18 protein-coding genes are annotated in these 18,630 nt (G+C 71.8%); 13 read left to right on the forward strand and 5 right to left on the reverse strand.

From position 1 onward, the window contains the following. Positions 1–30: 30 nt before the first annotated feature. From AB0K15_RS02945 to AB0K15_RS02980, 8 genes are all read left to right on the forward strand, one after another. Positions 31–1,785, forward strand: a complete 1,755-nt coding sequence (locus AB0K15_RS02945) for a hypothetical protein (RefSeq protein ID WP_364044869.1) — start codon at positions 31–33, stop codon at positions 1,783–1,785. Positions 1,786–2,160: 375 nt separating this feature from the next. Then, positions 2,161–2,976 carry a sugar phosphate isomerase/epimerase gene (locus AB0K15_RS02950; protein ID WP_364044872.1) on the forward strand — a complete coding sequence of 272 codons (816 nt, stop codon included), beginning with the start codon at positions 2,161–2,163 and terminating at the stop codon, positions 2,974–2,976. Between the two features lie 145 nt (positions 2,977–3,121). After that, positions 3,122–3,952, forward strand: coding sequence for a thioesterase family protein (locus AB0K15_RS02955; RefSeq protein ID WP_364044875.1), 831 nt, complete (start codon positions 3,122–3,124; stop codon positions 3,950–3,952). Positions 3,953–3,976: 24 nt separating this feature from the next. Continuing rightward, complete coding sequence (gene proC / locus AB0K15_RS02960) at positions 3,977–4,789, forward strand: pyrroline-5-carboxylate reductase (RefSeq protein WP_364044878.1); 813 nt, start codon at positions 3,977–3,979, stop codon at positions 4,787–4,789. Between the two features lie 186 nt (positions 4,790–4,975). Beyond that, positions 4,976–5,191: a helix-turn-helix domain-containing protein gene (locus AB0K15_RS02965; protein WP_037353555.1), complete on the forward strand. Its 216-nt coding sequence runs from the start codon at positions 4,976–4,978 to the stop codon at positions 5,189–5,191. Between the two features lie 196 nt (positions 5,192–5,387). Beyond that, on the forward strand, positions 5,388–5,489 hold the full coding sequence (locus AB0K15_RS02970) for an AURKAIP1/COX24 domain-containing protein (protein ID WP_007030867.1): 102 nt from the start codon (positions 5,388–5,390) through the stop codon (positions 5,487–5,489). Between the two features lie 273 nt (positions 5,490–5,762). Then, complete coding sequence (locus tag AB0K15_RS02975) at positions 5,763–6,809, forward strand: NAD-dependent epimerase/dehydratase family protein (protein ID WP_364044881.1); 1,047 nt, start codon at positions 5,763–5,765, stop codon at positions 6,807–6,809. Beyond that, positions 6,806–7,831, forward strand: a complete 1,026-nt coding sequence (locus AB0K15_RS02980; protein ID WP_364044884.1) for a lysophospholipid acyltransferase family protein — start codon at positions 6,806–6,808, stop codon at positions 7,829–7,831. The genes AB0K15_RS02975 and AB0K15_RS02980 overlap by 4 nt, the downstream gene beginning before the upstream one ends. A 236-nt stretch (positions 7,832–8,067) precedes the next feature. Here the strand turns inward: AB0K15_RS02980 and AB0K15_RS02985 are convergent, their stop codons facing one another. The 3 genes from AB0K15_RS02985 to AB0K15_RS02995 form a co-directional block, all read right to left on the reverse strand. Beyond that, a complete protein-coding gene (locus AB0K15_RS02985) occupies positions 8,068–8,976 on the reverse strand; it encodes an HAD-IB family hydrolase (protein WP_360597850.1) in 909 nt (302 codons plus the stop codon). Between the two features lie 122 nt (positions 8,977–9,098). Further along, positions 9,099–10,181 carry a DUF5667 domain-containing protein gene (locus AB0K15_RS02990; RefSeq protein WP_364044887.1) on the reverse strand — a complete coding sequence of 361 codons (1,083 nt, stop codon included), beginning with the start codon at positions 10,179–10,181 and terminating at the stop codon, positions 9,099–9,101. A gap of 113 nt (positions 10,182–10,294) precedes the next feature. Continuing rightward, a complete protein-coding gene (locus tag AB0K15_RS02995; protein ID WP_364044890.1) occupies positions 10,295–10,999 on the reverse strand; it encodes a sigma-70 family RNA polymerase sigma factor in 705 nt (234 codons plus the stop codon). Between the two features lie 287 nt (positions 11,000–11,286). On the opposite strand from AB0K15_RS02995, the gene AB0K15_RS03000 reads away from it, so the two are divergent. The 3 genes from AB0K15_RS03000 (at position 11,287) to AB0K15_RS03010 (ending at position 14,712) form a co-directional block, all read left to right on the forward strand. Further along, positions 11,287–12,810: an AMP-binding protein gene (locus tag AB0K15_RS03000; RefSeq protein ID WP_364044893.1), complete on the forward strand. Its 1,524-nt coding sequence runs from the start codon at positions 11,287–11,289 to the stop codon at positions 12,808–12,810. 17 nt (positions 12,811–12,827) lie between these two features. Further along, complete coding sequence (locus AB0K15_RS03005) at positions 12,828–13,067, forward strand: glutaredoxin family protein (protein WP_364044896.1); 240 nt, start codon at positions 12,828–12,830, stop codon at positions 13,065–13,067. An 82-nt stretch (positions 13,068–13,149) separates the two neighbouring features. Beyond that, a complete protein-coding gene (locus tag AB0K15_RS03010; RefSeq protein ID WP_364044899.1) occupies positions 13,150–14,712 on the forward strand; it encodes a molybdopterin-dependent oxidoreductase in 1,563 nt (520 codons plus the stop codon). Positions 14,713–14,859: 147 nt separating this feature from the next. Here AB0K15_RS03010 and AB0K15_RS03015 read toward each other — a convergent pair whose 3' ends face one another. Both AB0K15_RS03015 and AB0K15_RS03020 read right to left on the reverse strand, forming a co-directional pair. Beyond that, complete coding sequence (locus AB0K15_RS03015) at positions 14,860–15,027, reverse strand: hypothetical protein (protein WP_364044902.1); 168 nt, start codon at positions 15,025–15,027, stop codon at positions 14,860–14,862. Between the two features lie 354 nt (positions 15,028–15,381). Beyond that, complete coding sequence (locus AB0K15_RS03020; protein WP_364044905.1) at positions 15,382–15,642, reverse strand: hypothetical protein; 261 nt, start codon at positions 15,640–15,642, stop codon at positions 15,382–15,384. A 768-nt stretch (positions 15,643–16,410) separates the two neighbouring features. On the opposite strand from AB0K15_RS03020, the gene AB0K15_RS03025 reads away from it, so the two are divergent. After that, positions 16,411–17,316: a redox-sensing transcriptional repressor Rex gene (locus AB0K15_RS03025; RefSeq protein WP_364044908.1), complete on the forward strand. Its 906-nt coding sequence runs from the start codon at positions 16,411–16,413 to the stop codon at positions 17,314–17,316. Further along, complete coding sequence (locus AB0K15_RS03030; protein ID WP_364044911.1) at positions 17,313–18,629, forward strand: glutamyl-tRNA reductase; 1,317 nt, start codon at positions 17,313–17,315, stop codon at positions 18,627–18,629. Before AB0K15_RS03025 ends, AB0K15_RS03030 begins: the two co-directional genes overlap by 4 nt. The last annotated feature ends 1 nt before the right edge of the window (position 18,630 follow it).

An 18,630-nucleotide genomic window follows, 5' to 3' on the forward strand; every position in this document is an offset into this window, starting at 1 on the left:
CAACCCCGAGCGCGCTTTGGACAGCACGGTATGACCGACGAGAACGGCGCCCCGCCCCAGAAGACCGTGGCCGAACTGCTCGCCCAGCACGGGCAGCAGGTCGAGGGCTCACGGCGGCGCAGGCGTCGCGCAGCGGAAGACGACGAAGCCCCGGAGCAGCCGCCGGAGGGCGGCCGTCGCGCCGCGGGCGTGAGCGACACCGCGCCGCAGGCGATCATCGACCGCGTGACCAGCGACGGCGGCACTCCGCCGCCGCCTTCGCGTTCGGCGGGTGGCCGTCGTCGTTCGGACGGGCCGGCGGCCCCCGCGCCGCGGACCGTGCCGCAGGAGTCGGGGCCGCTGCAGCGTCCGCCTGCTGCTCCTCCCGTGCCGCCTGCCGGGCCGCAAGGTCCTGCGGGCCCGGGTGGCCCTGGGGGTCCTGTCGGCCCGCCGACGCGGTCGGTCCGGCCGGTCAACGGGCAGCAGGATTCCGGGTTCGTTCGTCAGCCTCCGCCCGAGTCGGGCCAGTTCGCCCGGCCGCAGGAGTCCGGCCAGTTCGTGCGGCCGCAGGAGACCGGGTACACGCGCCCGCCCGCGCCGCCGCAGGAGTCGGGTCAGTTCGTGCGGCCGCAGGAGTCGGCGCAGCTGCCGGTTCCGCCGGCGCCGTCGCCCGAGTCGAGCCAGTTCGTGCGTCCGCCGGCCCCGCCGCAGGAGTCCGGCCAGATGCCGGTGCCGCCGCGGGGACGTCCGACGCGTCAGCAGCCGGTGCCGCCGCCGGGTGCGGAAGAGACCCGCAACCAGGTGCCGCCGGTCCGTCGCCGTCCCGGCCCGCCGCCCGCGCCGGGCGGCACGCTCGCGTCGCGGCTCGACGGTCTCGACGGAACGCCCGACGCCGACGTGCCCGAGCCGCCCATGGCCAGTGGCGCGTTCCCGACGGGCGCGCCGCAGCGTCCGCGCCGCGCGCCGGCTCGCCGTCCCGCGCCGCAGCAGGACCCGCACACGGAGCAGTTCGACGCCGTGGCCGGGGTCGAGCCGGAGGCGCCCGAGGTGGCTCCCGGTCCCGGTCCGGCTGGTCCTGGCCCGGGTGGTCCGCCCGCTCAGCCGCCGGGCTTGGCGGGCTGGCGCAAACGTCGTCAGCAGGAACAGCTCGAGGACACCGAGATCGGCGTGATGCCGGTCGTCCCGGGCGAGTCCGCCGACGCCTACGCCGACGAGGACTACGCGGCCGACGACTACGCCGAGCCGTACGCCCCCGAGGGCGACTACGACGGCGGCCCGCCCACCATGGCCGCCCCCGCCGACTTCGACGCCGGTCCGCCCACCGCGGGCTACCCGGCGCCCATGCCGTTCGCCCCGGGCGGCGGCCCCGTCGACGACGACCTGTCCGAGTACGAGCGCGAGTTCGCCCAACCGGGCTCCCCGGACTTCGACGGCGACGACTACGGCTACGACCAACACGGCGACTACGAGGACGACTACGACGACGTCGCCCCCGAAGAACCCGTCGCCGCGCCCGCGGCCGCCGAGCCGGCCGTCGACGGCTCCCCGGGCAAACAGTGGCTCACCCTCGCGGGCCAACTGGCCCTCGGCGTCGTCGGCGGCGCCGCCGTGTGGCTCGGCTTCAACTGGCTCTGGGTCAACCTCGCGCCGGCCGCCCTCGTCGGCGCCCTGCTGGTGATCGTGGCGCTGGTGTGGATCGTCCGCAAGATCCGCCGCGCGGAAGACCTGCAGACCACGCTGCTGGCCATCCTGGTCGGCCTGGTGGTGACGGTGTCGCCTGCCGCCCTGTTGCTGGTGGGGCGCTAGACGCTTATCGCGCAGGAACTCCCGGCCCCCCGCTTCGACGGGCCGGGAGTTCCTGCGTTACAGCCCGCTTCGGCCCCCACCAACCGCAGCTGCCTACCGACCCCACCCCTGCACCCAGGCCGCGTCCACCCACGCAACCGCCGCCTACCCACCCAACGAAACCTGCACCCAGACCCGCCCCGCACCCCGATCCGAAGCCTCCTTGCGGCCGGCGACCTTGTGTCAAGGCACGCTTTCCCGCCTTGACACAAGGTCACCGGCGGTCAACACAATCCAGCTTCGGGGTGCTCTCTCAACGCACGTCGCCCCGCGAGGACCCGGCTTTCAACCGCGCACACTTCCCACCCCAACCACGCCCACCCCAGGCAGGGCAGGATGTCCCCCGTGAGCGCGCCTGAGAACCCGATCCCCGTGGGCCTGAGCACTGCGTCGGTGTGGCCCCTGCGGGCCGGGGCGGCGTTCGAGCTCGCGGCGGAGCTCGGGTACGACGGGGTCGAGGTCATGGTGTGGGCGGACCCCATCAGCCAGGACGTCGCGGCGGTGCGGCGGTGGTCGAAGCGCACGAATGTGCCGATCCTGTCGATCCACTCGCCGTCGTTGTTGATCACGCAACGGGTCTGGTCGCCGGATCCCGAGATCCGGCTGCGGAAGTCCGTGGAGGCCGCGCAGGAACTGGGGGCGCGGACGGTTGTCGTGCACCCGCCGTTCCGGTGGCAGCGGCGGTACGGGGACGCGTTCGGGGACCTCGTCGACGAGCTGGAGGAGAAATCCGGCATCGAGGTCGCCGTGGAGAACATGTTCAAGGTGCGCCCGCCGGGTGGGTCGCGGAACGCGCGGGTGTCGGCGTTCCGGCCGTCGATCGATCCCACGGACGTGGGGTTCCGGCACTACACGCTTGATCTTTCCCACAGCGCCGCCGCGCAGATGGACGCGCTCGCGCTGGCCGAGCGGATGGGGAAAGGTCTGAGCCACGTCCACCTGGCCGACGGCACCGGCGTGCCCAAGGACGAGCACCTCATCCCGGGCCACGGGGGTCAGCCGTGCGCCGAACTGCTGGAAAAGCTGGTCAGCGACGGCTTCGCCGGTCAGGTCGTGCTCGAGGTCAACACCCGCCACGCCGTCACCACCGCCGAGCGCGCCCGCGCGCTCGCGGAGGCGCTGCTGTTCGCCCGGTTGCACCTCGGACAGTGACCAGGTCGTTAGCATGATCGGCTGTCCGGGCGGTCCCGGGCCCCGGGACACCCTCATCCGGCTCATCGACACGTAAAGTGCCGACCGTGAACTCGTTGCGATCGTTGACTTTCTTCGCCACACGCACCGCCGTGGCCGGCCGTTCGTGAGCCGGGCCGAATACACGGCGACGGCGTTCGACGCGGCCAGCGCGGTCCGCTCCCTCGGGGACGGGACCTTCACGGCCACGCTGAGAGCGGAATGGGCGATCGCGAACCACCCCCACGGCGGGTTCCTCCTGGCCCTGCTGGCCAAGGCCGCGACTGCCGTGCTCGGCGAACGTGGCGAACCCACGGCCGAACCACTCGTGGTCAGCGCCGAGTTCCTGCACGCACCGGCCCTGGGCCCGGTGCTGCTGCGCACCGACGTCCGCAAGGTCGGCCGCCGCGCGTCGGTGGTCGGGGTGCGGTTGGAGCAGCGCGGGCGCAGCTGCGTGGAGGCGCGCGTGACGACCGGGCGGCTGCCGATGCGCCGGCCGGAGTGGAGCGACGTGCCGCAGCTGCCGGCCGAACCACCTTCGGGCGCGGTGCCGCTCGGTGCCGAAACCTCCGAGGGCTTGTTCAATCTCTCCGCCAGCTGCGAGGTCCGCGTGGACCCGGCCACGGCGGGCTACCTCGCCGGGCGCGCCGGTGACCCGCCGCGGCTGAAGTTGTGGGTACGTCCGCGAGACGGGATCGGCGACGTCTACTTCGCACTCCTCGCGGGCGATCTCAACCCGCCCGTGGTGGCCAACCTCGGCCGCGTCGGCTGGGCGCCCACGGTGCAGCTCACGGCGTTCCTGCGCACGCGCCCGGCCCCCGGCTGGCTGCGCATCCTGGTGGAATCGCGTTCGGTGCACGAGGCCTGGTTCGACTCCGACGCCACGGTGGTCGACTCCCAGGGCCGCCTCGTCGCGCAGGCGCGCCAGCTCGCGCTCGCCCCGGCACCAGGAGCCTGACGCCCGTTTGGCACGCTGAGAACCATGAGTGTGATTGCGGTACTGGGCGCGGGAAAGATCGGCGAAGCCCTCCTGTCGGGGCTGCTGCACGGGGGCCACGCGCCCGGCGACCTGCTCTTCACCGAGCGCTACGAGGGCCGCGTCCGCGAGCTCGAGGAGCGCTACCCGGGTATGCGCGCGGCCACCGTCGAGGACGCCGCCAAGCGCGCCGACGTGCTCGTGGTCGCCGTGAAGCCGCAGGACATCGAGCCGGTGCTGGCGGAGCTGGCGCCGCTGCTCGGGGAGGGTTCGCTGGTCGTCTCGCTGTGCGCGGGGCTGCCGACTTCGCTGTACGAGCGGCGCCTGGCCGAGGGCGTGCCCGTGGTCCGCGTGATGCCGAACACGCCGATGCTGGTCGGCGAGGCCATGAGCGCGATGTCGCCCGGCCGCTACGCCACCGCCGAACACCTCGCCACGGTCCACGAGCTGCTCTCGCACGTCGGCCAGGTCGTCGAGGTACCCGAATCGCAGCAGGACGCCGTCACGGCCCTCTCAGGCTCGGGACCGGCCTACTTCTTCTACCTGGTCGAGGCGATGATCGACGCCGGGATCCTGCTCGGCCTCCCGCGCGCGCTCGCGGGGCAGCTGATCATCCAGTCGGCCGTGGGCGCCGCGAAGATGCTCGCCGAGGGCAAGGACCACCCCGTGCTGCTGCGCGAGGCCGTCACCTCGCCCGCCGGCACCACCATCAACGCGATCCGCGAGCTCGAGAAGCACGGTGTCCGGGCGGCTCTGCTGGACGCGATCGAGGCCGCGCGCGACCGTTCGGAAGAGCTCGGCCGCGCCCACGAGGACTGACAAAACCGGCAAACCAGACCTGAGAGGGTTATCCGTGCGGCGAAAACCCGCAGGTAGGGGCCCATCCCGGTGACAGCCGTCGCACTAGTCCCACGTGTCCCGCTACCCTCTGGGAGAGCACGTGCGTGTCGATACCACAGGTGGGGAAGCCTCGTGGCGCGACACGTGTCGAAGGACGCGGTAATCATGTCGCCGAACAAGAAGGAGGATTTGCCCGCGGTAGGGCAGGTCCAGTTTTTGACAGTCGCCGAGGTGGCCACGCTGATGCGGGTCTCGAAGATGACCGTGTACCGGCTGGTGCACTCGGGTGAGCTCCCCGCCGTGCGGGTGGGCAAGTCGTTCCGGGTGCCTGAAAAAGCTGTGCACGAGTACCTGCAAGGTGCCTACTTCGACGTCGGATAGCAGCTCAGTGCGGCGCGCCGCTCCGTTGAGGGCGGCGGTTTGGCGGGGTCTGGGCGGTCGCCGGGCATGCGCTAGCCATGCCCGCCGACCGGCCCGCGTCAGGACGCGGGTAACCTGGTAGACCGCTCGTGCCTGTGCGCTCCACCCGTTGGACGCTGCGCCGGGCAGCGTGACCGACGACAACTGAGGAGCGCCCATGGGTTCCGTGATCAAGAAGCGCCGCAAGCGCATGTCCAAGAAGAAGCACCGCAAGTTGCTTCGCCGTACGCGAGTGCAGCGTCGTAAGGCCGGCAAGTGAGCCAGCCTCGCAGCTGATGTGCCGTGGCCCGTCCAGTCTCTGGACGGGCCACGTCCATGTGGTGGGCCTTCTCCCCCGATCGAGTGAGGTGTGAGCCGCAATTCTCGGGTGGAGTTGTAAATACGAAGTAAGACCTGGTCAGAGCACCCCCCGGCGCCGGTAACATCGGTGGTGCGTCCGCGCGATGCTTTCAATGAGTGCAGGCTCGTGCACTTCGGGTGATCGTCCACCCCTTCACGCCCAGCCGAACAGCCCAGCCGCACAGGGAGTCCCATGCCGTCGAACATCGTGCTCGTCACCGGGGTCGCCGGAGACCTGGGCGGGAAGCTGCTCGCCCGCCTCGGCACCAACTCCGCCTTCGAGCGCGTGATCGGCGTCGACACCGCGCCGCCCGCGAAAGACGTCCTGCAGCGGATGGGCCGCGCCGAGTTCGTGCGCGCCGACATCCGCAACCCGCTGATCGCCAAGGTCATCAGCAGCGCCGGCGTCGACACGGTGGTGCACACGGCGTGCCTGGCCCACCCGGCCGGCCCGAGCCGCCGCTCCGCCGTCAAGGAACTGAACGTCATCGGCACGATGCGGCTGCTGGCGGCCTGCCAGAGCTCGCCGAAGGTGCGCAAGCTCGTGGTCAAGTCCACTGCGGCCGTTTACGGCGCGGGGGCGCGTTCGCAGGCCGTGTTCACCGAGGACTCGGAGCTGATCCCGGCATCGTCCAGCGGCTACGCGAAGGACGCCGTGGAGATGGAGGGTTACGTGCGCGGCCTCGCCCGCCGCCGGCCCGACATCACCGTCACGCTCGCGCGCTTCGCCAACATCATCGGGCCCGAGGTCGACACGGTGCTCTCGCGCTACTTCGCGCTGCCGGTCGTGCCCACCGTCTTCGGCTACGACGCGCGCCTGCAGCTGCTGCACGCGTCCGACGCGCTGGGCGTGCTGGAGCAGGCCGTGCTGCAGGACAAGCCGGGCGTGTTCAACGTCGCGTCGGAAGGGGTGATCGGGCTGTCCCAGGCGATCCGCCGGGCCGGCCGCGTGGGGCTGCCGATGCCGAGCGCCGTGGTGCCGTCCGTGGGCAAGGTCCTGCGGGGCGCGCGCGTGGTCGACTTCTCGGCCGACCAGGTCCGCTTGCTGAACTTCGGGCGGGTCGTGGACATCACGAAGCTCAAGAAGGAGTTCGGTTACCAGCCTCGCTTCACCACGCGCGAGGCGTTCGACGACTACACCGCGGGTCGCGGCCTGCGCCCGGTGTTCGACGGCGCCCGGCTGGCCTCGGTGGCCGGCAGGGTCGTCGTGGCCGCCGCGACCGGGCAGGCCGGCCGATGAGCCCCGTGCCCGGAAGTGAGGCGCACACCGTGAACACAGCCGAGGCTCAGGTGATCCCGCTGCACGGCCCGGGTCGGGTTTCGCAGCCGGCCGCGCCGCCGTCGTCCTCGCCCTCGGTGGAGCCTTCTTCGGACGCGCCGGTGGTGGCTTTCCCGGCCGCCCCGCCGTCTCCCGCCGAGCCGGACCCGGTGCCGGAGTCCGTGCGGTCGGCGCTGGCTTTCCTGCGGAACCGGCTGACGGGCGACTACACCGTCGACGAGTTCGGCTTCGACGCCGAGCTCACCGAGACCCTCGTGCTGCCGCCGCTGCGCGCGCTGTACGAGAAGTGGTTCCGCGTCGACACCTTCGGCGTCGAGAACCTCCCGACGGCCGGCGGCGCGCTTCTCGTGTCGAATCACTCGGGCACGTTGCCGCTCGACGCGTTGATGACCGCCGTCGCCGTCCACGACGAGACGGGCGGACGCCACCTGCGTGGCCTCGGCGCCGACCTGGTGTTCAAGATGCCGCTGGTGGGCTCGTTCGCGCGCAAGTCGGGCCAGACACTGGCCTGCAACGCCGACGCCGAACGGTTGCTGAGCGGCGGCGAGCTCGTCGGCGTGTGGCCGGAGGGCTTCAAGGGCATCGGCAAGCCGTTCTCCGCGCGCTACAAGCTGCAACGCTTCGGCCGCGGCGGCTTCGTCTCCGCCGCCATGCGCGCGGGCGTGCCGATCATCCCCGTGTCCGTCGTCGGCGCGGAGGAGACGTACCCGAAACTCGGCGACATCCGCCTGCTCGCGCGGCTGCTGGGCCTGCCGTACTTCCCGGTCACGCCGTTCTTCCCGCTGTTCGGCGCCCTCGGCGCCGTCCCGCTGCCCACGAAGTGGACCATCGAGTTCGGCGAACCCATCCGCACCGACGATTTCACCCCGGACGCCGTCGACGACCCGATGCTGGTCTTCACCCTGACCGACCAGGTGCGGGAATCCATTCAGCAGTCCCTGTACCGCCGCCTCGCCCAGCGCAAGAACATCTTCCGCGGCTGAGGCAGCGTCAGCCCGCCCTGCGCTGACGTCAGCGGCGCCGGTAAGCGATTCCCGCCGCGACGGTTCCGGCAACGGACACCCGGAGTGCGGCACGGCGTTCGCCGGAGTGGATTCGGCTCCGCGGGCAGCGAAAGCCACGTGCCGAAGCGCGGCGGCTCGAAACCTGGCCGGGCTGGTGGTGGCCGGCGCGCGTTGAATGCGCCGACGGTTGCTGGGGCGCCGATCGCGCACTGACGTCAGCGGCGGCGGTAAGCCATCCCCGCCGCAACGGCGCCCGCCAGCGCGCCCGCGCCCAGGACCGACGGGACGCCGATCTTCGCCGCCTTGCGGCCCGTGCGGAAGTCGCGGATCTCCCAGCCGCGGGCGCGGGCCACGTCGCGCAGGCCGGAGTCCGGGTTGATGGCCACGGCGGTGCCGACGACGGACAGCATGGGGACGTCGTTCTGCGAGTCGGAGTACGCAGTGCAGCGCTTGAGGTTCAGACCTTCGCGCGAGGCGAGCGCGCGGACGGCGTGGGCCTTCGCGCGGCCGTGGAGCAGGTCGCCGACCAGGCGGCCGGTGTAGACGCCGTCCTTGGTTTCGGCGACGGTGCCGAGGGCGCCGGTCAGGCCCAGGCGCCGGGAGATGATCGCGGCGAGCTCGATGGGCGTGGCCGTCACGAGCCACACGCGCTGGCCCGCGTCGAGGTGCATCTGGGCGAGCGCGCGGGTGCCGGACCAGATCTTGTCGGCCATGAGCTCGTCGTAGATCTCTTCGCTGATGCTGGTGAGTTCCTCGACGGTGCGACCGGCCACAAAGGACAGTGCGCGTTCGCGGTGGGACTTGATGTCCTCCTTGTTCTCGCGCCCGCCCAGGCGGAACTTCACCTGCTGCCACACGAAACCGGCGAGGTCGGCGGAGGTGAAGAACTTGCGCGCCGCGAGGCCGCGCGCGAAGTAGAAGATCGACGCGCCCATCATCATCGTGTTGTCCACGTCGAAGAACGCGGCCGCGGTCAGGTCCGGCGGGGCCGGGGGCACGGCGGGCTCGGCGTTCGCCGTGATCTGAGCGGCCTCGGCCGACGCCTCGCCCGCGAGCGTGGCGAGCCGTTCGAGCTCCTGACTCTTATCCTTGCCACGCCAAGCTGACACGCACACCGCCTCCACGTTCGGGCACGTCCCGGCGGCCGGGAACGGCCGGGTCCTGACGCACAGCGTAGCGACCACGCGACTCACCCGTTCCAGGTGTGGTGAGGGCCTCGATCAGGGGTTGCCGAAGCGCGGAGTGATCACCCGATGACGATCGGCGGAAGGCCCGGCAGCAGCGGCGGGATCGAGATCAACGGCGGCGGTGGGCTGGTCGTCGGCAGCCTCGGCGTGGTCGGCGCGGTGATCGGCGGCGAGAACACCGGCGGGGGAGCCGTGGCGCTGCCGCCGGATGTCGGCGTCGGGGTGCTCGACACGGCCAGGTTCGGCGGCGCCGACGTTTCGGTCGCCGGCGGCACCCCGCTTTCGGTCGGTGTAGGGGTGGGACCGGGGGACGAAGGAGAAGCCGGCGCCGACGCACCAGGACGCGTGGGCTGCTGCGTACACGCGCCCCGCGCCGGAAGCAGGCCCAGCTCGTCGGAGCTGCCGGTGGTGATCTCGTAGCAGTTCAGCCGCGACGCCAGCGCCGACGTCCGCTGCTGCACCCGCGTGAGCAGCCCGCGCGCCCCGGTCAGGTCCGCCCGCGCGGACGTCGGGATCCGCGGCTGCTCGGCCGCCAGCAGCCGCGCCTGCTCCTTTGTCCACGTCTCGAGGTCCGCGAGCTGTGTCCGCCCGCTGCCGCCCGTCGCCAGTGCCGTCAGCGCCGTGACGCCCGCGCGGACGTCGCTGCCGAAGTCACCGAGAGCCGTCCGGTACGCCGACGGCGAGGCGTCCGTCATCAGCCCCAGCTCGCTCACGCGGTCCGCCGCGAACTCCAGGTGCTTGCGCGCCTTGGCCTCGTCGCCGAACGTCAGCCCCAGCGACGTCTCCTCGCCCGCGCGCTTCACGCTGTACAGCGCGTCGCCCGGCATGGCGTTGCGCGAAAGCAGCAGGGTCAGCCCCGCCAGCCCCAGCACGAGCGCGATGCCGGCCGCCACCAGATCGGCCACCCGCGGCTTCCAGCGCCGCCGGACGACCGGCTCGCCGAGCCGTCCCTCGATCTCCGCCCGGATGCGCTCGCGCGTTTCGAGGTCCGGTGCGCCCGCCTCACCCAGCGAGCGCAGGGCGGCGACCACGGCCAGCTCGTCGGCGAACTCGCCGTCGCGCTCCACGGGCGACGGGTCCAGAGCGCGATCGAACCGCTCGTTCTCGGCTCGATCCCGCGAAAACCACCCGGGCACGCCCACGGTGCTGCTCCGTCTCCACAAAACTCCACAAGCCCCGGCCCTGACAGCCGGTCTGCGTGGAGAAACGATTAAGAGGACGGAGAAGTTACGGTTGCGCCGGGACGTGAAAAAAGTCAGCGCAGCCCGGTGGGCAGCAATTGGGCCAGACGGCGGACAGCGCGGTGCTGCAACGCCTTGATCGCGCCCTCGTTGCGGTGCATCACCTGGGCCGTCTCCGCGACCGACAGCCCCTGCAGGAACCGCAGCACGATGCACTCGCGCTGGTCCTCGCCCAGCTCGGCAACGCAGCGCAGCAGCTCCGCGCGCGTGGCGCCCGCGATGGCCTGCTGCTCCGGCCCGGCCTGGGCGGCGGGCCCGACGGCCGAAACCGGCGCCGCGCCGGGCTCACTCACCTCGTCGGTCACGACCTCCAGGCGGAAGCGGCTCGACTTCACGTGGTCGAGGATCAGGTTCCGGGCGATCGTGACGAACCAGGCGCCGACGTCACGGCCCTGGTAGCTCACCGACGTGATCCGGCGCAGTGCACGCAGGAACGTCTCACTCGTGACGTCCTCGGCCAGCTCCCGGTCGCCGAGCCGGAACAGCGCGTAGCGGTAGACGACGTCGACATACCGGTCGTAGAGCTTCCCGAACGCCGAGGAGTCGCCCTCCTGCGCTTCGCGCACGAGATCCCACGCCTCGATCTTGGCGGTTTCGGCGGGGTCCGGAGCCGGCGCGGCCTCGGTGGGGCGGGTCAGCGGGACGGCCGCGGGGCGTCCGAACGCACGTTCGGCGAACATCACGACGGGGCCGCGGTTCGCGGTGGTCGGCAGGGTCACAGGGCGGCACCTCCTGCGGTCCGAAGGCCGGCCGGGCGGCCCTCGCGATGGGCAGTGCCCCTGTCCTCCACACGAGCAGGGAGGGGCCGCGCTGCGTGTTCCACGACCGCGTAAACGGCGCAGACCAGCAAGTTCGTCACGGTGACTCCCTTTCTCGCGTCACCCGGCAGTGATCAACGCCACCCGGCGACGCAGTGCAGCATACGTGTAGTTACCGCGAAGTAGGTAGAGGTCCCGCGGTACCGGAGGTGCGACGATCGCGCGGCATCCCCGTTACGGGTGACAAGATGACAAAAGGGCTACAGCAGGAAGGGGGCCCGGTGGAGGGTGTCGAGCAGCTGCTCACCAAGGCGGCGGCCAGATGGGCGGACGAAACGGCCATCACCGAGACCGGCACGGGGGCCACGCTCACCTGGCGGGAGCTCGACGAGGCGGCCCACGCGCAGGCGCGGCGGCTGGTGGAAGCCGGCGTGGAGCCGGGCGACCGGGTCGTGCTGCGGCTGCCGACGTCGGCCGATTTCGCCGTCGCCCTGTACGGCGTGCTGCGCGCCGGCGCGATCGCGGTGCCGCTGTCTCCGCAAGCGCCCGCCCCGGAGCTCGAACAGCTGCTGACGCACTGCGACCCGCGGTTCGTGATCCAGCGCGACGACGTGGACGACGCCGAGCTGCCCGAAGCCCTCACGGCGTTGTCCCCGCGCGGCGAGGTCGGGGGCGACCCCGTGGACCTCGGCCGCGGCGGCGAGGACATCGCGGTGATCTCCTACACCTCCGGCACCACCGGCCCGCCGCGGGGCGTGCTGCTCTCGCACCGCGCGCTGCTGGCGAACCTCGAGCAGCTCAGCCGGGTCGAGGGGGTGCTGGTGCACGAGGACCGCGTGCTCGTGACCATCCCGCTCTTCCACGTCTACGGCCTCGGGCCCGGCCTGCTGCAGGCCACGTCCGTCGGCGCGACGCTGGTGCTCTCCGAGCGCTTCGAGCCGGCGAAGACGCTGGAAGACTGCGCCGAGTACCGCGTCACGTCGATCGCCGGCGTGCCGACCATGTACACGGAGTTCGCCGACCTCGGCGCCGAGGAGCTGGCGCGCGGGCTCGCGACCGTGCGGATGCTGACCTCGGGCGCCGCGCCGCTGCACCCGCGCGTGCTGGCGGCGATCCGCGAGGCCACCGGCCACGACGTCTACGAGGGCTACGGCCTCACCGAATGCGCGCCCGTGGTCACGTCGACGCTGGTCACGGGCTATCCGAAGCCCGGCTCGGTCGGGCGGCCGCTGCCCGGCATCGAGCTGCGGCTGGTGGACAGCGACGGCACCGAGGAGGGCGTGCCGCTCGACCCGGACGACGTCGCCGACGTCTTCGAGTCCGGCGGCGACACCGGCCTGGTGTCGATCCGCGGCGCGAACCTGTTCTCGGGCTACTGGCCCGACGGCGCGCACGGCCCCGACGCCGAGGGCTGGTTCCGCACCGGCGACGTCGGTTACCTCGACCTCGACGGCGACCTGCACCTGGTCGACCGCGCCAACGACCTGATCATCGTGAACGGCTTCAACGTCTATCCCCACGAGGTCGAGGACGTGATCTCGCGGCTGCCGGGCGTGGCGGAGGTCGCGGTGGTCGGGGTCGTCGACGAGCGCAGCGGCGAGGCCGTGAAGGCCGTGGTGGTGCCGGCCGAGGGCGCGGCGCTATCGGAGCAGCAGGTGAGCGACCAGTGCGCGGCGAACCTGGCCGGGTACAAGGTGCCGCACCTCGTGGAGTTCGCGGAGAACCTGCCGCATTCGGCCACCGGCAAGCTGCGGCGGCTCAAGCTGCGCTGACGCGGTTCTAGACTGCGGTGGTGCATCAGGTGACGGTGATGACGCGCGCCGGCTGCCACCTCTGCGAGGTGGCCGAGGCCGAGGTCGCGCGGATCTGTGGCGAGCTCGACGTGCCGTGGGAGCTCGCGGACGTCGACAGTGACGCCGAGTGGCGAGCCGAGTACGGCGACCAGGTTCCGGTGATCCTCATCGACGGTGCGGAACACGGGTACTGGCGGGTGGAGGAAGAGCGGTTCCGCCGGGCGTTGAGCGGCTAGTTCCGCCGGATAGTCCGATGCGGTAATCAAGTCGTAAGGCTTCCCGGCGGTATCGGGGCCCGAGCCCGCCGAAGATGGTGGGGTGAGCGCGTTGAAAGAAGCCCCGCAGGTCGTGAACCCCCCGGAGTCGCGGCGGCTGTCGTTGCCGATCGCTTCGTTGATCGGGCTGGCGGCCTTGGTCACCGCATTGGGCGTGGGGCACCTCATCGCCGGCTTCGTCGGTTACAACGCGTCGCCGTTCGTGGCCGTCGCCGACTTCGTGATCGCGCACAGCCCGCACGCCGTGGTGGTGTGGGCGGAGCAGACGCTCGGCACGGCGGACAAGACCGTGCTGAAGATCGGCCTCGCCGTGGTGCTGGTGCTGTTCGCGGTGCTGGCCGGGCAGGTTTCGCGCCGGACGCCGCGCGGCGGCCAGATCGTGGTGGTGCTGCTGGGCATCGCCGGTGTCGCGGCCGTCTACGAGCGCACCGACGTCGGGCAGCTCGCGCTGCTGGCGCCCGTGGTGTCGCTGGCGGCTTCGGCGTTCGTGTTCACCTGGCTGCACCACTACGCGCTGCCGCCGGCGTTCGACGAGGGCCGTCCGCCGAAGGGGCCGACGCGGCGGCAGGTCCTGTCGCGCGGGATCGGCGTGGCGGCGGGCGCGGGGGTCGCGGCCGTCGCCGGGCAGGCGATCTCGAGCACGGGTAGCGCCGACTCCTCGCGGGAGGCGGTGGGACCGCTCGTCGCCGCGCGCAAGGCCCCGCCGCTGCCGCCGGACGCCGATTTCCAGAAGCTGGGTTCGCCGCCGTTCATCACGCCGAACTCGGACTTCTACCGCATCGACACGGCGTTCGTGGTGCCGCAGGTGCGCACCGACGAGTGGAACCTGAAGATCCACGGCCTCGTCAACCGCGAGGTTTCGTTCTCCTACAACGACATCCGCTCGCGGCCGCTCGTCGAGCGCGAGGTCACGCTGACGTGCGTCTCGAACGAGGTCGGCGGGGACCTGATCTCCACGGCCAAGTTCATCGGCGTGGACCTCGTCGACCTGCTCGACGCGGCCGGCGTGCAACCGGGCGCGGAACAGATGTACGCGACGAGCATCGACGGCTTCACCTGCAGCACCCCGGCCAAGATCGCCCTCGACCCGACGCGCGGCGCCATGCTCGCCATCGGCATGAACGGCGAGCCCCTGCCCGTCGAACACGGTTTCCCCGCGCGCATCGTCATCCCCGGCCTTTACGGCTACGTCTCCGCGACGAAGTGGGTCACCAGCCTCGAGTTCGCCAAGTGGGACGACCGCCAGTCCTACTGGCTGCAGCGCGGCTGGGCCGAACAGGCGCCCATCAAGACCGAGTCGCGCATCGACACGGCGAAGGTGATCTCGGGCAAGCTCCGCGTCGCCGGCACGGCGTGGGCCCAGCACATCGGCATCGCGAAGGTCGAGGTGCGCGTGGACCAGGGCCCGTGGCAGCCGACCACCTTGTCGACCGAGGTCAACAAGGACACCTGGCGCATGTGGTGGACCGACCTGACCGTGCCGTCGGGCAGCCACACCGTGACGGTGCGCGCGACCGACCAGTCGGGCTACACGCAGACGGAGCAGGCCGCGGACCCCGTGCCGGACGGGGCGTCGGGCTGGCACTCGGTGATGGTCAACGCCTGACGCCGGGGTCAGCCGAGCCGTGTGCGCGTGAGCAGCGCGCCGAGCTGCTCCAGCGCGGGCTCCACGCGGTTGAGGTCGAACCGCCCTTCGTCCCAGACGAGGACCTCGATCGCCGTCAACGCGAAACGGTCGCGGGTGGGCGGTGAGTCAGGCCTGCGCTTCGGCGGTGAGGCTCGTGGCGTCGTCTTCGACCACGAACCGCCGATCGAAGTCAGGGTTACCGGTCGCGTTCCCGCCCACGCCCAGCCGTCCCGCGACGACGCCCGCAACCCCGCGGCGCCGCACGGTGAGCACCGGCGCGCCGGCGACCTTCACGGCGTACACCTGCAGGTACAGCCACTCGGCGCTGCGCTGCTGTCGACGTCGGAATGCCCGACGACCTCGCTGTACTCGAACGAGGTGAACTGGCGCCCGCCACGGTTCCCGCACACCGCGTGCCGTGCCCGCGGCCGTCGTCCCCGCCCGAAGGGACAGCCGTGGCACCGCCCCAGCAACTGGGCGCCCGTTCCCGGTAGGTCCACCCCCGCTCGCGCGCCCCGGCGGCGATGGCCGTGGTCCGGCGCCGGTCCGCGTAGGTACCAAAGCCCGTGACCGCCGACGACAAGCGCCAGGACGACGTACCAGCACCAGCGCCCGGCCAACGCTGGCCCACCTCCACGTTCACGGGCTTCAGCCCGGCAGCTTGTCCACGATCCGCCCCGCGACCTTGTCCGTGAGGTCGCACGCCTTCGTGTGCAGGGCGGACGGCGTGTTCGGGCCGAGGAGCATCGAGACCGAGGACAGCTGGTCCGGGTCGTCGTCGACGAGCGCCACGTCGACGACGCAGCCGCGGCCGTTGGCGACTTCCGTCTGGGCCGCCGGGCCGCCGTCGATCGTCAGCGAGGTGCCGCCGCGGGCCGACGGGAGGCCGCGCGAAACGGTGGTGAGCACGTGGTTCGCGCTGCTGTACTGGTATTGCGAGCCGCTTGCCGCGGGGGTGGTGACCGGCGAGCGACGAGCCCGGAGAGGTTCGCGGTGGAGATGAGCCCGCACGCGGAACCCGCACCGAGCCGCTTTGTCGTGTGGCTGCTTGAGGCACACGCGGTGGCCGAGACGGCGAGGCCGACGACAAGCGCGGCAGCAAGAGCCCTCACCGGCCGTGGACCCCGCTCAACAACGGCACCAGCTCCGCCAGATCCGCCACCGCGGGTTCCACCCGCCGGGTGTCGAACCGGCCGACGTCCCAGGTTTCGGCCATGTCGGGACCCCGCGGAAGGGGCGGAGCCAGTCCTGCATGGCGGGCGTGACCGGGCCGTGGGTGACCCAGTTGCGGTCGAACGACTCGTCGCCGGTGCCGGCGCGGGTGAAGCCCAGGTCGCGGGCGAGCCGGCCGAGGGCGTCGCGCGGGGCGGCGTGGACCTCGGGCGCGGTTCCCGTGGCCGACGACCTCGCGGTACTCGAACGATCAGCCTGAACAACCTCTGAAACGCGGGCCGGGCGCGGATGATCTTGCCCGGCCGCCCCCGATGTCCGCCGCCACCTGCTCCGCCGTCACCTGATCGGGCGCCGGTGTGGGTCGCGTCATGTCGATGACCAGTGACTTTGTGCGCGCGTTCACAAGTGGACTACCGTAGGGAGTCGTCCCGCAAAGGCCCGGCATTGAACCGGACTGCCGTCGCGGGGTCAAGAGATGCGACCCAATCTTGAGGAGTGGCCGGCGTGGTGACACAGCGGGGGAGGCGCAGCGGTGCCGAACCGCCCGCTGAACCACCCCGCCGGGCCGCGAAGGGCAACGGCCGCGCCCGGCGGGCAACGCCTGATGCCGACAATGCGCCCACGGCGGAGATGCCCGCGGTCGACAGCGCCGTCGAGACGGCCGTCCGCGCCAAGCAGATCCCCGAAGCGGCCGTCGCGCGCCTCGCCGTCTACCTCCGGGTCCTGTCCGGCATGGCCGAGCAGGGCGCGACCACCGTCTCCAGCGAAGAGCTCTCCGCGTCCGCGGGCGTGAACTCCGCCAAGCTGCGCAAGGACCTCTCCTACCTCGGCTCGTACGGCACGCGGGGCGTCGGCTACGAGGTGCAGGTGCTGGTCAGCCAGATCGAACGCATCCTCGGCCTCACCCGCCAGCACCGCGTCGCCGTGGTCGGGATCGGTAACCTCGGCCACGCGCTGGCCAACTACGGCGGGTTCCCCGGCCGCGGTTTCCCCGTCGAGGCGCTGTTCGACCTCGACCCCGACCTCATCGGGGTTCCCGTAGGGGGATTACCGGTCTCGCACCTGGACGAAATCCCGCGCGTCTGCTCCGAACGGCAGATTTCCATCGGGATCATCGCCACACCTCCTACCGCTGCGCAGTCCGTGTGCGACAGGCTGGTAGCGGGCGGCGTCCAGTGCATACTGAACTTCGCGCCGGTGGTGCTCCAGGTACCGGCGCACATCGAGGTCCGCAAGGTCGACCTGGCGGTCGAACTGCAGATCCTCTCGTTCCACGTGGCTCGCCGTGCCGATGACGCCCTGGCAATTCAGGGGAATACCGGGTTACCCGACGCCGGCCTGCCGATCGACAATGGCAGTAACGGCAACGGACAGGCAGACGGCGGTCTTGGAATGGTGGTGCGCGGATGAGCGTGTTGGCGGTCGGGCTCTCCCACCGAAGTGCGGAGCTGACCACGCTCGAACGGGCCGCCGTGCCCGCCGAAGAGGTCACCAAGGTCCTGCACGAGCTGCAGCAGGCCGAGCACGTGAGCGAGGCCATGCTGGTCTCCACGTGCAACCGCATCGAGGTCTACGCGGTGGTCGAGACGTTCCACGGCGGCGTCAACGACGTCTCCGACGTGCTCGCCCGCCAGGCCGGCATGGAGCCGGCCGAGCTCTACGACAACCTCTACGTGCACTACGCCGGCGCGGCCGTCGAGCACCTGTTCTCCGTGACGTCGGGCCTCGACTCGATGGTCGTCGGCGAGACGCAGATCCTCGGCCAGGTCCGCTCGGCCTACGCCACCGCGCGTGAGGCCGGCACCGTCGGGCGCACGCTGCACGAGCTGATCCAGACGACGCTGCGCGTCGGCAAGCGCGTGCACTCCGAGACCGGTCTCGACCAGCTGGGCGCGTCCGTGGTGTCCGAGGCGCTGGCCGCCGCGGGCGACCTCCTGGGCAAGCACGCCCTGATCGTCGGCGCCGGCTCGATGGGCGCGCTGACCGCGTCGCACCTGCGCAAGGCCGGCATCGGCGAGATCACCGTGGCCAACCGCACCGAGGCCAAGGCCGCGCGCCTGGCCGAGAAGACCGCGGTCGAGGGCGTGCCCGCGCGCGCCGTGCCGCTGTCCGAGCTGGCCGACGCCGTGGCGAAGGCCGACGTCGTCGTGTCGTGCACCGGCGCGCAGGACGCCGTGTTCCTGGCCGAGCACGTGCCCGCCCGCGCGGGCCGCCCGCTCGTGGTGTGCGACCTCGGCCTGCCGAAGGACGTAGACGCGGGCGTGGCCGACCTGGCCGACGTGACCGTCGTCGACCTCGAGACGATCCAGCGCCACATGCGCGACGCCGGTGCCCCGACCACCGAACGCCAGACGATCAAGGCCAACGGCATCGTGCTCGACGAGGTGCGCGACTACCTCGCCGGCCAGCGCAGCGCCGAGGTCACGCCCACCGTCACCGCGCTGCGCCGCCGCGCGGCCGAGGTGGTCGACGCCGAGCTGCTGCGTCTGGACAACCGCCTCCCGGACCTCGACATGCAGGTCCGCGAAGAAGTCGGCCGCACGGTTCGCCGTGTCGTCGACAAACTGCTGCACGCGCCCACAGTGCGGGTGAAGCAGCTGGCCGCCGAGACGGCCGACACCGACTACGCCAACGCGTTGCGCGAGCTGTTCTGCCTCGACCCGCAGGCCCCCGCGGCTGTGGCGAGCCCCACCGCCGTGCCGCCAGACATCGAGAAGAAGTAAG

The sequence above is a fragment of the Amycolatopsis sp. NPDC049253 genome, assembly GCF_040678995.1.
Classification (GTDB): domain Bacteria; phylum Actinomycetota; class Actinomycetes; order Mycobacteriales; family Pseudonocardiaceae; genus Amycolatopsis.